The sequence below is a fragment of the Psychromonas sp. MME2 genome (assembly GCF_040566515.1).
Classification (GTDB): domain Bacteria; phylum Pseudomonadota; class Gammaproteobacteria; order Enterobacterales; family Psychromonadaceae; genus Psychromonas.
The window spans coordinates 633774-649761 of sequence record NZ_JBEWXI010000002.1; the positions used below are offsets into that span (position 1 = coordinate 633774).

Genomic DNA, 15988 nt, shown 5'->3' on the forward strand with positions numbered 1-15988 from the left:
TTTGTAAAAAAAACACCTAACGGGTTGTTAAATTTGGTAATAATTTCGCATCAACAAAATCAACTTGCGTTAGGTGTATAAGCATATTGAATTATTTATTCGGCGTTAGAATGGTTGGCTTTGGTCTGTGCAATTGTTCTGGATAATCTAAATTGTAATGTAAACCTCGGCTTTCTTTACGTTGTATCGCACTCTTGATGATGATCTCAGCCACCTGAACAAGATTCCTCAATTCAAGTAGGCTATTGCCTACTTTAAAATTACTGTAATAATCATCAATTTCTTGTTGTAATAATTGCACTCGATGTAATGCTCGTTGTAAACGCTTATCTGTACGGACTATGCCAACATAATCCCACATAAATAAACGTAATTCATGCCAGTTATGCTGAATAACAACCTCTTCATCGGAGTTTGTTACTTGGCTATCATCCCAATCAGGAATGTCGGCAAATTTTCTCTCTTTATAAAAAGGTAAGTGGTTGATAATATCTTTAGCACAAGCGTGGGCATAAACCACACATTCTAGTAGGGAGTTAGATGCTAAACGATTCGCGCCGTGCAATCCGGTATAGCTCACTTCTCCGATAGCGTAAAGTCCATCAATATCGGTCTGTCCGTGGTGGTCGATCATTACTCCTCCACAACTATAATGTGCAGCAGGAACGATAGGGATAGGTTGGTGAGCGATATCAATCCCAAGCGCTAAACAACGCCGATAAATAGTCGGAAAATGTTTCACGAGAAACTCTTTCGATTTATGGCTGATATCCAAATACATACAATCAGCACCAAGACGTTTCATTTCATAATCAATCGCACGAGCCACTATATCTCGTGGTGCAAGTTCACCTCTGTCATCAAAATCAAACATAAAACGGGAGCCATCAGGTCGCACAAGATGCGCCCCCTCTCCGCGCAATGCTTCGGTTAACAGAAAGTTTTTTGCATCAGCATGGAATAAACAGGTAGGGTGAAATTGGTTAAATTCCATGTTGGCTATACGACAGCCACTACGCCAAGCGAGTGCAATACCATCGCCACTTGATACATCGGGATTACTTGTATATTGGTATACTTTACTGGCGCCGCCAGTTGCGAGTGTTACAAAATGTGCTTTTATGGTTTCGACACGTTCTTCATTGCGATTCCAAACATAGGCACCAAGTATACGGTTCGCGGGTAAATTTAATTTTCGACTTGTGATTAAATCAATCGCATTATAACCTTCTAATAAGGTTATGTTTGCATGTTTTTGCACCGCTTCGAGTAAAGTTGTTTCAATTTCTTTTCCGGTTGCATCTGCTGCATGTAAAATACGACGATGCGAATGGCCCCCTTCGCGGGTAAGATGATATTGAGTTTTCCCATGGTCATCTACTTCAGTATCGAAATTAACCCCTGTGTCAATTAGCCACTGCATACTTTCTTTGGCATGACTAAGTGTAAAGCGAACCGCATCTTCATCGCATAAGCCAGCACCGGCAATGAGGGTATCTTGAACATGTGATTCAATATTATCTGAATCTGAAAACACTGCTGCAACACCGCCTTGAGCATATAGCGTTGAGCCTTCAGATAGTTTACCCTTACTAAGCACCTTTATTTTTGCAAAAGGAGCAAGTTTTAAGGCAAGAGAAAGTCCAGCTGCGCCAGCGCCAATAATTAAGACGTCACACTCTTGTTGATGTTCAGTTATTGATTTACTTTCAGTCATGACACTATATGCTCTGTTATTAATGTATATAATTGATTAAAAATTCATTATATACATAAGCGACTTGATAATAAATGTGAAGTTCATCGGAAATATAAGCTCTTTCTATATTTTCGGGAACTTTTTCTATTATTCAAAGTCTTAACTGTGAACGCCACAAGGCTCACCATGATTATAGGTAGAAAAGCTCAATGAATGAGCGTGATTTAGATTTTCAATTAATTCAGCGTATTCAAAATGGGGAGCAGCAAGCTTTTACATTGTTGGTGAAAAAGTACCAGAATAGGGTCGCCAACATTTTGACTCGTTATATTCGTAATAGCGGTGATATTGCTGATGTAACACAGGAAGTGTTTATAAAGGTATATCACTCATTAGAGACGTTTAGAGGGGATAGTGCGTTTTATACTTGGCTATATCGTATTACAGTAAACACAGCTAAAAATTATTTGACGAGCCAAAGTCGTCGGCCATCGTCATTAGATATCGATACACAGACCTTCGAAAATGAAGGGTATGATGGAGGGGAGGCGTTAAGAGAGCCTGATGATCCTGAGTCGATACTACATGCACAGGAAATAAAACATGTTATTTTAAATACAATTGAACAATTGCCTGATGAATTAAAGAGCGCAATAACGTTAAGAGAGCTCGATGGGATGAGCTATGAAGAAATTGCTAGCATTGAAAATTGCCCTATTGGTACTGTCCGTTCAGAATATTTAGGGCTCGAGAGTATATCGATAAGCAATTACAACCTTTATTAGAAAATTAGTTGGGAAGATAATGAAAGAAAATAATGAACAATTGTCAGCCATGATTGATAATGAAGCTATTGATAATAAATTAATAGACGAGCTTCTTTTGGGTGAGCAACAGCAAGCTCTTTTTTCTCGCTATCATCTAATGGGTGATGTAATACGAGGTGGTGATGACGCTTTTATCAATATTGACGTCAGCGATAAAGTGATGGCTGAAATCAACACAATTCCTTCTGTTTCGTTTGCTAAAACTAATGTTGAATCAATCTCTCCGCAAACAAAGAAGAGTAATGTGCTCTCTTTTGGTAAACGTTTTGCTCAGTATGCGATTGCAGCCTCAGTAGCTGGTGTTGTTTTACTTACAAGCTTTATCAGCTCTCAACCACAATTTAGTGATAATGGTAATGGTATAGAAGTCTTAAATACCATTCCATTTGGTGGCGGAGCTGCTCCTGTTAGTTTGCAAACTAAATATAAGTACTCTCAGGAAGAGATAAAAAAATATAATGAGCGACTCGATGCTTTATTACAAGATCATCAATTACAATTGCAAACTCAACCTTAACTATAAGCATATAAGTAAGAATTGGTGAGTGACATAAGGCAAATAATGAAGTTACGGCGTTTTATTTCAATTTATCTTGCAATTTTTTTTGTTATTAGCCATACCGTGAAGGCTGATGGTGCGAAAACTCAAAAAGAAGAGCTAACGGCTATAGAGTATTTGCAACTCATGCAAAAAGCATATAAAGAGGGCAATTATGAAATTATCTATGTTAATAGTGTAAATAATAAAATTGAACCTAAGCAGCTTATACATGGTGTGGTTGATGGACAAGAAATTGCGTATTTTCGTTTTTTAAATGGTGCAATGAGGGAGTCCTTACAATATTCACAAAAAATAAGTTATTTCGAACAGGGTTCCCCATCATACACGTTACAATCGAAGCATAATCGTAGTGTATTTGCTAGTATTGCCAATTATGATTATGAAAAAGGCAAAAATAGTTATGATTATCTGATATTAGGCAAAGGAAGAATTGCAGGTAAACAAGCCGTTGCTATTCGTATGATTAGCAAAGATGAATACAGATATAGCTATATAGTCTGGTTAGATGTTGAGACATTTTTACCATTACGTTTAGATACAATCAATAACGCGAATATAATATTAGATCAAGTAATGGTTGTTTCGTTGTTAACATCAGATACAGTGAATCCCTGGTTAGAAAAATTAAGTCATCAGGAATTACCACAATTATTGGAATTACCAGTGGTAGCACAAGCAGAGCTATCTCAATGGGATTTAAATTGGCTCCCAACTGGTTTTGATATCATTAAAAGCGATTGACATAAACTCATTATGCATGAAAATGAGCCTGTATCGTATTTTATGCTAAGTGATGGAATAGTTAATGTTTCTATTTATATATCAGCTAAGCAAATCAATTTAGATGGTAAAAAACAAATAGTTAAACGTGGAGCTACTATTTTATATACCTATCAACAAGATGATTATGAAGTAAATGTAGTTGGAGAAATTCCAGTGGTAACTGCAAATAAACTCATTAAGTCAATTTCAAGGAAGCATTGATGGTTAAAGAAACAGCTCGAATAATTGCAGTTGAAGAGCATCAAACAGGTAAAGTGGCCATTTTAGAGTGTGTATCTAAATCAGCCTGCTCGGCTTGTAGCAACAAAAGCAGTTGTGGGGTCGGGGCAGTTTCAAAAGCATTTACAGATAAAACGCACCGATTTACAGTGCCATATGCAAGCGGCATGAAAATTGATGAATATATTGATTTAGAAATAAATGGACGTGATTTAATAAGTAGTGCCATTTATGTTTATTTATTACCAATCGTATGCTTCATTGCAGCAGCATTGATCGCACAATTTTTTTTCCCTACGGATGAAGGAAAGGTGATACTAAGTGCATTTTTAAGTGCAGCCACTGTTTTTATGGTTATCAAACTAGTATCTCCATTTATTTTTACAGAGAAAAAAATGAATAACGTAATAGAAGCAAAAATAAAGCAAGGTGATTAAAACTATTAATATGGATAAGTATCCGATTGCCATGTTGGTTAAATAATAGATAATAGCGCGGCATTCAATCGCAATGCCATGCTATTATTCAATCATGCACATTGCACTTCTTTGCTTTTTTCCTCGTTAGTTATGACCACAATATCATGAGTATTGTGCGAATTAGTATAACAAACGCTCATCTTGATTGGTAATCATACAAACGGTTGCTTGTTTTGAATAATCTCTCAAAAAACGCTTGCCAATGTGATCGAAACCCCTATAATGCGCATCCACGGAAACGGGCTGGCAACTGCGCCAACAGTGATTCCTAAAACAATTTAAGGTGCTTTTTAATGACTCATCGAGTTGATTAAAAAGAAATTAAAATCTTGACATTGTTTGCAGGTGGCGTAATATGCGCACCTCGCCGCAAGGCAGCTCTTTAACAATTTAATCAAACAATCTGTGTGGGCACTTATTGTTGATGTGATTTCAAATAATCAAAAAGTAACGTTTCTGCTTGCAGAAAGTTACACCTAACTTGTTTAGGTAACATCAATAGAAGTGACACACGAATTAATTCATTAATTCAGAATAACAAAAAGAACGTAAGTTCTTTAGTTTTAGTCAGTAATATTGAGTCGTATCGAAAGATACAAATTAAACTTTAAATTGAAGAGTTTGATCATGGCTCAGATTGAACGCTGGCGGCAGGCTTAACACATGCAAGTCGAACGGTAACAGAGAATAGCTTGCTATTTTGCTGACGAGTGGCGGACGGGTGAGTAATGCTTGGGAATTTACCTTGTTGTGGGGGACAACAGTTGGAAACGACTGCTAATACCGCATAATGTCTTTTGACCAAAGGTGGCCTCTATTTATAAGCTATCGCGACAAGATGAGCCCAAGTGGGATTAGCTAGTTGGTAGGGTAAAGGCCTACCAAGGCGACGATCCCTAGCTGGTCTTAGAGGATGACCAGCCACACTGGAACTGAGACACGGTCCAGACTCCTACGGGAGGCAGCAGTGGGGAATATTGCACAATGGGGGAAACCCTGATGCAGCCATGCCGCGTGTGTGAAGAAGGCTTTCGGGTTGTAAAGCACTTTCAGCGAGGAGGAAAGGGTGCAGGTTAATACCCTGTATCTGTGACGTTACTCGCAGAAGAAGCACCGGCTAACTCCGTGCCAGCAGCCGCGGTAATACGGAGGGTGCGAGCGTTAATCGGAATTACTGGGCGTAAAGCGCGCGTAGGTGGTTAATTAAGTCAGATGTGAAAGCCCAGGGCTCAACCTTGGAACTGCATTTGAAACTGGTTAACTAGAGTTTTGTAGAGGGTGGTAGAATTTCAGGTGTAGCGGTGAAATGCGTAGAGATCTGAAGGAATACCAGTGGCGAAGGCGGCCACCTGGACAGAGACTGACACTGAGGCGCGAAGGCGTGGGGAGCAAACGGGATTAGATACCCCGGTAGTCCACGCAGTAAACGATGTCTATTAGAAGTTTGTGGCTATATGCCGTGGGTTTCAAAGCTAACGCATTAAATAGACCGCCTGGGGAGTACGGCCGCAAGGTTAAAACTCAAATGAATTGACGGGGGCCCGCACAAGCGGTGGAGCATGTGGTTTAATTCGATGCAACGCGAAGAACCTTACCATCCCTTGACATCCAGAGAATCACCAAGAGATTGATGAGTGCCTTCGGGAGCTCTGAGACAGGTGCTGCATGGCTGTCGTCAGCTCGTGTTGTGAAATGTTGGGTTAAGTCCCGCAACGAGCGCAACCCCTATCCTTATTTGCCAGCGGGTCAAGCCGGGAACTCTAGGGAGACTGCCGGTGATAAACCGGAGGAAGGTGGGGACGACGTCAAGTCATCATGGCCCTTACGGGATGGGCTACACACGTGCTACAATGGCAAATACAAAGGGTTGCTAACCTGCGAGGGTATGCGAATCTCATAAAGTTTGTCGTAGTCCGGATCGGAGTCTGCAACTCGACTCCGTGAAGTTGGAATCGCTAGTAATCGTGGATCAGAATGCCACGGTGAATACGTTCCCGGGCCTTGTACACACCGCCCGTCACACCATGGGAGTGGGCTGCACCAGAAGTCATTAGCTTAACCTTCGGGATGGCGATGACCACGGTGTGGTTCATGACTGGGGTGAAGTCGTAACAAGGTAGCCCTAGGGGAACCTGGGGCTGGATCACCTCCTTACGTAAAGAAATTCACAATAATGAGTGCTCACACAGATTGTTTGATTAGACTGAAGAAGTGCAGAAGTTCTATGTCCCCATCGTCTAGAGGCCTAGGACACCGCCCTTTCACGGCGGTAACAGGGGTTCAAATCCCCTTGGGGATACCACTACGATAAAAAAGATATTCAATCTTTTTAACCATCCATTGGTAGGAACTGAGTTTACGTTTTAAGTGAAAGTCACTTTATAAACATTAAGTTTTAATGCTTATAAAGTGTTTTTTAACACTGCTCTTTAACAATTAGGAAAGCTGATAAAGTTCTGTTTGAACGTATCGATATAGATATCAATATGTTTAAACGAAACGAAATTGTTCTCAATGATTAATTTATTAATCATTGTAATCAAGCAAAAATAAAAAGTTCATTTTTCACGTAGTGAAATGTGAACAGTACGTATCTACTCAATCATATGATTGATAGGTGCACGAAAAACGAATGTTGTTTTTTGTATTGTAAAATATGAGAAATCGCAAGCGTCTTGGAAACGACATACAAAACAAAAATCAGTATTAAGTAGTGATGCCAAATGGTGTTGCCCACTCAGACATTGACAAAAAGACGTCAATCTCTTGTTGGGAACAACACCTAAAACGCGTCACTGCGTGACACTTTTTAGGTGTTGTATGGTTAAGTGAATAAGCGTGCACGGTGGATGCCTAGGCAATTAGAGGCGATGAAGGACGTGGTAATCTGCGATAAGTCCAGGGGAGTTGATAACAAGCGTTATATCCTGGAATTTCCGAATGGGGCAACCCGGCACTTAGTGTCATCGTTAAGTGAATACATAGCTTAACGAAGCGAACGAGGGGAACTGAAACATCTAAGTACCCTTAGGAAAAGAAATCAACCGAGATTCCGAAAGTAGCGGCGAGCGAAATTGGAACAGCCCTTAAGCTGTTTAGAAGTTAGTAGAATGGTCTGGAAAGTCCGACGATACAGGGTGATAGTCCCGTATATGACAACTTCTTTGCAGTGAAAACGAGTAAGACGGGACACGAGAAATCCTGTTTGAATATGGGGGGACCATCCTCCAAGGCTAAATACTCCTAATTGACCGATAGTGAACCAGTACCGTGAGGGAAAGGCGAAAAGAACCCCTGTGAGGGGAGTGAAATAGAACCTGAAACCGTGTACGTACAAGCAGTAGGAGCCGACTTAGTTCGGTGACTGCGTACCTTTTGTATAATGGGTCAACGACTTAATTTCAGTAGCAAGGTTAACCGTATAGGGGAGCCGTAGGGAAACCGAGTCTTAACTGGGCGAATAGTTGCTGGGATTAGACCCGAAACTTGGCGATTTAGCCATGAGCAGGTTGAAGGTTGAGTAACATCAACTGGAGGACCGAACCCACTAATGTTGAAAAATTAGGGGATGACTTGTGGCTGGGGGTGAAAGGCCAATCAAACCAAGAGATAGCTGGTTCTCCTCGAAAGCTATTTAGGTAGCGCCTCGTGTATCACTGTTGGGGGTAGAGCACTGTTTGGGCTAGGGGGTCATCCCGACTTACCAACCCCATGCAAACTCCGAATACCAACAAGTGCAATCACGGGAGACACACGGCGGGTGCTAACGTCCGTCGTGGAAAGGGAAACAACCCAGACCGCCAGCTAAGGTCCCAAAGTATATGTTAAGTGGGAAACGATGTGGAAGGCTTAGACAGCTAGGAAGTTGGCTTAGAAGCAGCCATCTTTTAAAGAAAGCGTAATAGCTCACTAGTCGAGTCGGCCTGCGCGGAAGATTTAACGGGGCTAAACATATCACCGAAGCTGCGGATGCTTATTTATAGGCATGGTAGAGGAGCGTTCTGTAAGCCGTCGAAGGGAAAGCTGTAAGGCATCCTGGAGGTATCAGAAGTGCGAATGTTGACATGAGTAACGATAAGGGGGGTGAAAAACCTCCCCGCCGGAAGACCAAGGGTTCCTGTCCAACGTTAATCGGGGCAGGGTGAGTCGACCCCTAAGGCGAGGCCGAAAGGCGTAGTCGATGGGAAACGGGTTAATATTCCCGTACCCTTATATTTTGCGATGGGAGGACGGAGAAGGCTAGGTGGGCCTGGCGATGGTTGTCCAGGTTTAAGTATGTAGGTGGAAGACTTAGGTAAATCCGGGTTTTCTTAACACTGAGATACGATGTCGAGTCACTAAGGTGATGAAGTCATTGATGCCATGCTTCCAGGAAAAGTCTCTAAGCTTCAGAAATATAAGGATCGTACCCCAAACCGACACAGGTGGTCAGGTAGAGAATACCAAGGCGCTTGAGAGAACTCGGGTGAAGGAACTAGGCAAAATGGTACCGTAACTTCGGGAGAAGGTACGCCGCTGACGGTGAAGTCCCTTGCGGATGGAGCTATTGGCGGCCGAAGATACCAGATGGCTGCAACTGTTTATTAAAAACACAGCACTGTGCTAAATCGCAAGATGACGTATACGGTGTGACGCCTGCCCGGTGCCGGAAGGTTAATTGATGGGGTTAGACTTAGGTCGAAGCTCTTGATCGAAGCCCCGGTAAACGGCGGCCGTAACTATAACGGTCCTAAGGTAGCGAAATTCCTTGTCGGGTAAGTTCCGACCTGCACGAATGGCGTAATGATGGCCATGCTGTCTCCACCCGAGACTCAGTGAAGTTGAAATCGCTGTGAAGATGCAGTGTACCCGCGGCTAGACGGAAAGACCCCGTGAACCTTTACTACAGCTTAGCAGTGAACTTAGAGCCTACATGTGTAGGATAGGTGGGAGGCTATGAAGCGTTGTCGCCAGATGACGTGGAGCCGACCTTGAAATACCACCCTTGTATGTTTTGAGTTCTCACCATGGCCCCTGAATCGGGGTTTGGGACATTGTTTGGTGGGTAGTTTGACTGGGGCCTCCTCCCAAAGAGTAACGGAGGAGTACGAAGGTTGGCTAATCACGGTCGGACATCGTGAGGTTAGTACAATGGTATAAGCCAGCTTAACTGCGAGACAGACACGTCGAGCAGGTACGAAAGTAGGTCATAGTGATCCGGTGGTTCTGAATGGAAGGGCCATCGCTCAACGGATAAAAGGTACTCCGGGGATAACAGGCTGATACCGCCCAAGAGTTCATATCGACGGCGGTGTTTGGCACCTCGATGTCGGCTCATCACATCCTGGGGCTGAAGTCGGTCCCAAGGGTATGGCTGTTCGCCATTTAAAGTGGTACGCGAGCTGGGTTTAGAACGTCGTGAGACAGTTCGGTCCCTATCTGCCGTGGGCGTTTGAGAATTGAGAGGAGCTGCTCCTAGTACGAGAGGACCGGAGTGGACGAACCGCTGGTGTTTGGGTTGTCATGCCAATGGCATTGCCCAGTAGCTACGTTCGGAATCGATAACCGCTGAAAGCATCTAAGCGGGAAGCGAGCCTCAAGATGAGTTCTCACTGGGACTTTAAGTCCCCTGAAGGGCCGTTGGAGACTACAACGTTGATAGGCAAGGTGTGTAAGTGCGGTAACGTATTGAGCTAACTTGTACTAATTACCCGTGAGGCTTAACCATACAACACCTAAGACGTGTTGATGTAACCAAGAAAAAGTACGTTTGCGACAATATATTTTACAACTTGCAAGATTAAAGAATAATAGACAGCTTTTCTAATTAACTTTTTGTCTAGCAACCATAGCGCTGTGGTCCCACCTGATCCCATTCCGAACTCAGAAGTGAAACGCAGCTGCGCCGATGGTAGTGTGGGGTCTCCCCATGTGAGAGTAGGTCATTGCTAGACGCCTATTTAGAAGAAGCCCTGATAGAAATATCAGGGCTTTTTTGCTTTTTAGAGACGATAAAAGTGGCCCATCAACGTCAAGTAAGGACTAACGGACCTTACTCTCCTTCCCATTCCGAACTCAGAAGTGAAACGCAGCTGCGCCGATGGTACTTAGTTGCATTGAAGTCTCTTGAACCTCGTTCAAGGGACTTCAATGCAAAAGGGTCTCCCCATGTGAGAGTAGTGCGAGTATCGCGATAGCGATGTGTCACGAGCTTCGGTTCTGCGCCGACCTTCCATCGCCAAGCGCTTAAACGAAAAATCCCTGTTGACGATGTCAGCAGGGATTTTTTCGTTTAAGCGCTTGATGATGACCACTTGAACATGGGGATTATAAAAGGCATGCCGAAGGCATTTCCTTTCATGTTAGGGCTGCGAATTTGGCGTTAGCCAAGGTCTATGAGCGGGCTAAGCGTGCTCTGGTTGTTTGCCGACAGGTAAGTGTCACGAGCAGTGTTCACTCATCGCTCAAGTAAAAAAGCCCACTATGTGGGCTTTTTGTTATTAAGGGTATATTACAACTTGCATCTATTCTTCGAAAAGCTCTTTGATATTTGCAAAATCACTTTTACCATTTTTGATCTCATCAATCGATAAGCCCGTTACTTCATGTGGAAACACTAACCACTCTTCTGATTCATGGATATAGTAATCAGGTACGATTGATACTGCTTTATTCTTGGGTTTGTAATATGGCGTTGCGATGCGTACATCTTTTGGCATATTTAAGCGCATAAGTTCATTGAGTTTTTCTGTAAGAGCAACGACACTGCGACCAGAATCAAATACATCATCAACGATTAGTAAACCATCATCCGCATTAGCATTTTCTATTATGTAGTGTAAACCATGTACTTTAATTGTTTTGCTCTGTTTACCAATTCCATAGTATGAAGAAGTTCGTACTGCAATGTGGTCTGTTTCAACTTTTTTATAATCAAAGTATTCTTGGACAGCGATGCCTATAGGTGCGCCTCCACGCCAAATTCCAACAATAAATTGTGGGCGGAAGCCGCTTTCGTAAACTTGTGCGGCAAGACGAAATGAGTCTTCTAGTAGTTGCTGAGCAGTGATAAATACTTTGTCAGACATTTTGTAACCTCTTCTAGTTAATTTAGGCGGAATTTTAGACTAACCTGTTAAAATAACAATCTTAAAGATACTTTTTTATTGTTCTTTAAAAGTAAACTATTTACCAATTTGTGGTCCATCGATAAGCTTGTGAGCAGGATAATATTGCACATTATTATCCTGAAACACGGCAATATAAATTTTAAACTCACCTTTTATAGTCATACTACTTCTATATACATGTCAGGAGGAAGAAAAGCCCCTGACAAAGTATATTGAGGTAGTGTGGCATGCATTTTAGAAATATGAGCACGACCATTTTTATTAATGTAAAGAATGAGCAGAGTAAGTTAGCAACTATAATTTATTCTATTGTAGTTGTAGCAAAAGTTTTAATTTACTTTATTACCATTATCTTTGCCTACTTTATAGCTTTCTAGATTATTGAGAGTTGTTTGCGCAATGCTTGCCAATGCCTCATGTGTTAAAAATGCTTGATGCCCCGTAAATATCACGTTATGACAAGCCGATAGGCGTCTAAATGTATCATCGCCAATAATTTCATCGGAATGGTCACCAAAAAAGAGTCTATCTTCTTCTTCGTATACGTCTAAACCTAAGCTACCAATACGCCCGCTTTTTAGTGCCAAAATCGCCTCTTCTGCATTAAGTAATGCACCGCGACTTGTATTAATAATCATCACACCATCTTTCATTTGCGCAAAGGATTTACTACATAGTATATGATGATTTTGTTCAGTAAGAGGGCAATGTAGAGTAATAATATCACTTTCTTTAAAGAGTGTTTCTGCTGTTACATACTCAGCTCCTAATGCAATAGCTTGTTCTGATGGGTAGGGGTCAAAAGCGAGTATTTTACAACCAAAACCTTTTAGTATATTCATGGTTGCAATACCGATTTTACCCGTACCAATAACGCCAACTGTCTTGCCATGCATATTGAAGCCAACTAAACCTTCTAAGGAAAAATTTGCATCGCGGGTACGTTGGTAAGCTTTATGAGTTCTGCGATTAAGCGTTAACATTAATGCGATAGCATGTTCTGCAACAGCTTCCGGTGAGTATGCGGGAACACGCATCACTGTTTGTTGCAAATTTTTGGCGGTATCAAGGTCGACATTATTAAAACCTGCACAACGCATCAGGATTAATTTTACACCGATCTCTGCTAGTGCTGTTAGTACGGGAGCGGATAAATCATCATTAACAAAAGCACAAACGGCGTCATAACCAGAGGCAAGTTGACAGGTGTGGATATTGAGTTGGGTATCGAAATATTTTATCTCTGCATCAGTCTGTTCTATATGTAGGTTAAATGAGTTGATGTCATAACTGCGTGAACTGAACATGGCTATTTTCATTGTAAGCTCCAATTTTATAAGTATATTAGCCCCATGTTACCTTAATATGCTTGGTCAGGCACTAGCTCGTATACCTGAGCAAGGCACAACGTAAGGTTATTGCTCTTGCTGATTTTCTGACTTTGCATCTTGAAGTATCATGGGTATAACATCTTATAAACATTTTTGTTTCAATGAGCAATCCATTGCTATATAAGCCGCAATTATGGAAACTTACGGCTTCGGTTCACTTAGTTGTTATAGACAACAGGTCTCTTTCAGTTGTGGTCCAGCAGCAACTAACGCTTGCCCTTCGCTTTTATCGGTATAACGCGCAAAGTTTTCAATAAATAGTGTGGCTAGCTGCTCAGCTTTACTTTCCCATTCCGCCTCACTAGCATAGGTATCTCGCGGATCTAATATGTTGCTATCTACGTTTGGTAAAGCTAATGGCACTTCCAGATTAAAATAAGGGATTTGCTTGGTGTTGGCTTGCTCAATTGAACCGTCTAATATGGCATTGATTATGCCGCGTGTGTCTTGAATTGATATACGTTTACCTGATCCATTCCAACCAGTATTCACTAAATATGCTTCTGCACCACACGCTTCCATCCGTTTTACTAGTTGTTCAGAATATTGAGTGGGGTGTAATGTAAGAAAAGCAGCACCAAAACAGGCTGAAAATGTTGGTGTTGGTTTCGTAATGCCTCGCTCAGTACCGGCAAGTTTGGCTGTAAATCCTGAAAGGAAATGGTACTGCGTTTGTGCTTTAGTCAGTTTCGCTACTGGTGGTAAGACGCCAAATGCATCGGCGGTTAAAAAGATAACTTTTTGTGCGTGCCCACCCTTTGAAATGGGTTTGACGATATTTGTAATGTGATTGATTGGATATGAGACTCGTGCATTTTCTGTTTTGCTGGCATCATCGTAATCGACCACACCGTCCTCATCTATCACCACATTTTCCAATAGCGCATTACGTTTGATTGCATTATAGATATCGGGCTCAGCTTCTGGGCTTAATCGGATTGTTTTCGCATAGCAGCCACCTTCAAAGTTAAATACGCCTTCATCGTCCCAACCATGTTCATCATCACCTATTAAAGCGCGCTTTGAATCGGTTGAAAGGGTTGTTTTACCGGTTCCTGATAAGCCGAAGAAAATCGCGGTATCACCAGCTTCCCCCATATTCGCCGAGCAATGCATCGATGCCATGCCATTAATCGGTAACAGATAATTCATCACTGAAAATAGCCCTTTTTTCATCTCACCACCATACCAGGTACCACCGATGACTTGAATTTTTTCAGTGAGATTAAAGGCCACAAAGTTCTCTGAATTCAGGCCCTGTAGTTGCCACTGCGAATTAGTGGTTTTAGCGCCATTGATAACAACAAAATCCGGTTCAAAATCGATAAGTTCTTCTGCTGTTGGGCGAATAAACATATTTGTTACAAAATGCGCTTGCCATGCAACTTCCATGATAAATCGTACTTTTAAACGTGAATTTTCGTTGGCACCACAAAAAGCATCAACAACGAATAGGCGTTTATTACAAAGGTCTTCTGTAACGATTTTTTTTAAATAATTCCAAGTTAATTGATCAATTGCTTTATTGTCATTTTTGCCTTGATAGCTCCACCAAATAGTGTCGCGAGTTGTATCGTCTTTAACGATATATTTATCCTTTGGAGAGCGACCTGTGAATATGCCTGTATCGACTGCGACAGCCCCGCTTTGAGTAATGATTCCTTTCTCAAAACCTTCTAAGTTAGGGCTCATCTCTTCGGTGAATAGTGTTTCATAGCTTGGGTTGTATACAATTTCTGATACACCCGTGATGCCATATTTACTTAACGCATTGCTAGATAAAATTGCCGCTTTTGTCATATTCAGTTCCTCTTAAATGATTAATAATTTTTAAAGATCCTACATAATGCCAATATTTAGAGTAGGGGATTAATAAAATCACATCGGAGATCTAGTTCAAATAATCGAAGTAAAGGTATAAAATATGTCATTGCTGTGCGCATTGTCATGAAATTTATTGCTGGTTGCTATTATGTTAACCAAGAGATTATGCTAATAACTAGGCGGTATAGGTACACTTGCGTGTACCTGATTGTGGCACTAATGTTCGGTATTGTGTTGATCGTTTAGCAATATTTGTAAGTCATTTAGTTCAAAATGGTAATCGCTGCCGCAGTATTCACAGTGCATATCAATGGCGCCATTTTCATGTAACATCTCGCGTATCTCTTCTGGCGCAATAGAAGCAAGCGATGATAAACAACGTTCCTGTGAACAGTTACATTTAAAAGAGATACTGTCAGGTTCAAATAAGCGCACTTTTTCTTCATGGTATAAACGATATAGTAGCGCTTCATTGTTTAAGTTAAATAACTCTTCGGCTGTTATTGTTGCTGCTAATGTTGTGACATGCTGGAATTGTGCTTGGTGATTTTCATCCACCGCAGGTAGTGTTTGAATTAATAGTCCGGCAGCTTTTGTTTCATCAGTATTGCTTGCATGGAGAATAATACAGGTTGGTAATTGTTCAGATTGTTTAAAGTACGCTTCTAGGCAACTACTAAGCGAATCATTATTAAGCTCTACAATGCCTTGATAGCGTTCGCCATTATCCGGTGTAATTGTTATCACCAAATGGCCTTTACCCACTAATTCTTTAAAGGAAAGACCTGTCGTTTCACCTTCAACTCGTGCTGCACCGCGTAACTGTAAATCTTTATTGCCATTCACCACTGCAAACTTTAAGGGGCCATCGCCTTGTATTTGTACTGCGATTACACCTTCAAATTTTAATGTTGCCGTCAATAGGCTGGTTGCAATTGCAAGCTCACCAATAATGTTTTCTACTTCTGCGCCGTAGTGGTGGTTTTTGATTATTTCATGGAAGCTATTATCTGCATGGGCAATTTCGCCGCGAATTTGGTAATCATCAAAAATGAATCGTTGTAATTGATCACTCATATCTTTATCTCTCTGCTC

9 protein-coding genes, 1 tRNA gene, 3 rRNA genes and 1 pseudogene are annotated in these 15988 nt (G+C 41.5%); 9 read left to right on the forward strand and 5 right to left on the reverse strand.

From position 1 onward, the window contains the following. Nucleotides 1-91 precede the first annotated feature (91 nt). Nucleotides 92-1717, reverse strand: coding sequence for an L-aspartate oxidase (gene nadB / locus AB1A03_RS03270; RefSeq protein WP_354623147.1), 1626 nt, complete (start codon nt 1715-1717; stop codon nt 92-94). Between the two features lie 191 nt (nt 1718-1908). Between nadB and rpoE the strand changes: the two are divergent. The 9 genes and pseudogenes from rpoE to rrf all read left to right on the forward strand — a co-directional run bounded on the left by rpoE (nt 1909) and on the right by rrf (nt 10502). Next, nucleotides 1909-2492, forward strand: a pseudogene (gene rpoE, locus AB1A03_RS03275) (RNA polymerase sigma factor RpoE). Nucleotides 2493-2503: 11 nt separating this feature from the next. Further along, complete coding sequence (locus tag AB1A03_RS03280) at nt 2504-3043, forward strand: sigma-E factor negative regulatory protein (protein WP_354623148.1); 540 nt, start codon at nt 2504-2506, stop codon at nt 3041-3043. 45 nt (nt 3044-3088) lie between these two features. Continuing rightward, a complete protein-coding gene (locus AB1A03_RS03285; protein ID WP_354623149.1) occupies nt 3089-3829 on the forward strand; it encodes a sigma-E factor regulatory protein RseB domain-containing protein in 741 nt (246 codons plus the stop codon). 12 nt (nt 3830-3841) lie between these two features. Then, on the forward strand, nt 3842-4072 hold the full coding sequence (locus AB1A03_RS03290) for a MucB/RseB C-terminal domain-containing protein (RefSeq protein WP_354623150.1): 231 nt from the start codon (nt 3842-3844) through the stop codon (nt 4070-4072). After that, a complete protein-coding gene (locus tag AB1A03_RS03295) occupies nt 4072-4527 on the forward strand; it encodes a SoxR reducing system RseC family protein (RefSeq protein ID WP_354623151.1) in 456 nt (151 codons plus the stop codon). Before AB1A03_RS03290 ends, AB1A03_RS03295 begins: the two co-directional genes overlap by 1 nt. A gap of 651 nt (nt 4528-5178) precedes the next feature. Further along, a 16S ribosomal RNA gene (locus tag AB1A03_RS03300) occupies nt 5179-6723 on the forward strand. A gap of 72 nt (nt 6724-6795) precedes the next feature. Further along, a tRNA-Glu gene (locus tag AB1A03_RS03305) sits at nt 6796-6871 on the forward strand. Between the two features lie 520 nt (nt 6872-7391). After that, nucleotides 7392-10276, forward strand: a 23S ribosomal RNA gene (locus AB1A03_RS03310). Nucleotides 10277-10386: 110 nt separating this feature from the next. After that, a 5S ribosomal RNA gene (gene rrf, locus AB1A03_RS03315) occupies nt 10387-10502 on the forward strand. The 16S, 23S and 5S rRNA genes sit together here with 1 tRNA gene alongside, the layout of an rRNA operon. 570 nt (nt 10503-11072) lie before the next feature. Here rrf and AB1A03_RS03320 read toward each other — a convergent pair. The 4 genes from AB1A03_RS03320 to hslO all read right to left on the reverse strand — a co-directional run bounded on the left by AB1A03_RS03320 (nt 11073) and on the right by hslO (nt 15970). Then, entirely contained in the window at nt 11073-11636 is a 564-nt protein-coding gene (locus AB1A03_RS03320; protein ID WP_354623152.1) for a phosphoribosyltransferase, read from the reverse strand. A gap of 371 nt (nt 11637-12007) precedes the next feature. Beyond that, nucleotides 12008-12997, reverse strand: coding sequence for a 2-hydroxyacid dehydrogenase (locus AB1A03_RS03325; protein WP_354623153.1), 990 nt, complete (start codon nt 12995-12997; stop codon nt 12008-12010). Between the two features lie 237 nt (nt 12998-13234). After that, nucleotides 13235-14869, reverse strand: coding sequence for a phosphoenolpyruvate carboxykinase (ATP) (gene pckA, locus AB1A03_RS03330; RefSeq protein ID WP_354623154.1), 1635 nt, complete (start codon nt 14867-14869; stop codon nt 13235-13237). Between the two features lie 240 nt (nt 14870-15109). After that, the gene (gene hslO, locus AB1A03_RS03335) at nt 15110-15970 is read right to left on the reverse strand and encodes an Hsp33 family molecular chaperone HslO (protein WP_354623155.1); all 861 of its coding nucleotides are present in this window, start codon (nt 15968-15970) and stop codon (nt 15110-15112) included. Between the last annotated feature and the right edge of the window lie 18 nt (nt 15971-15988).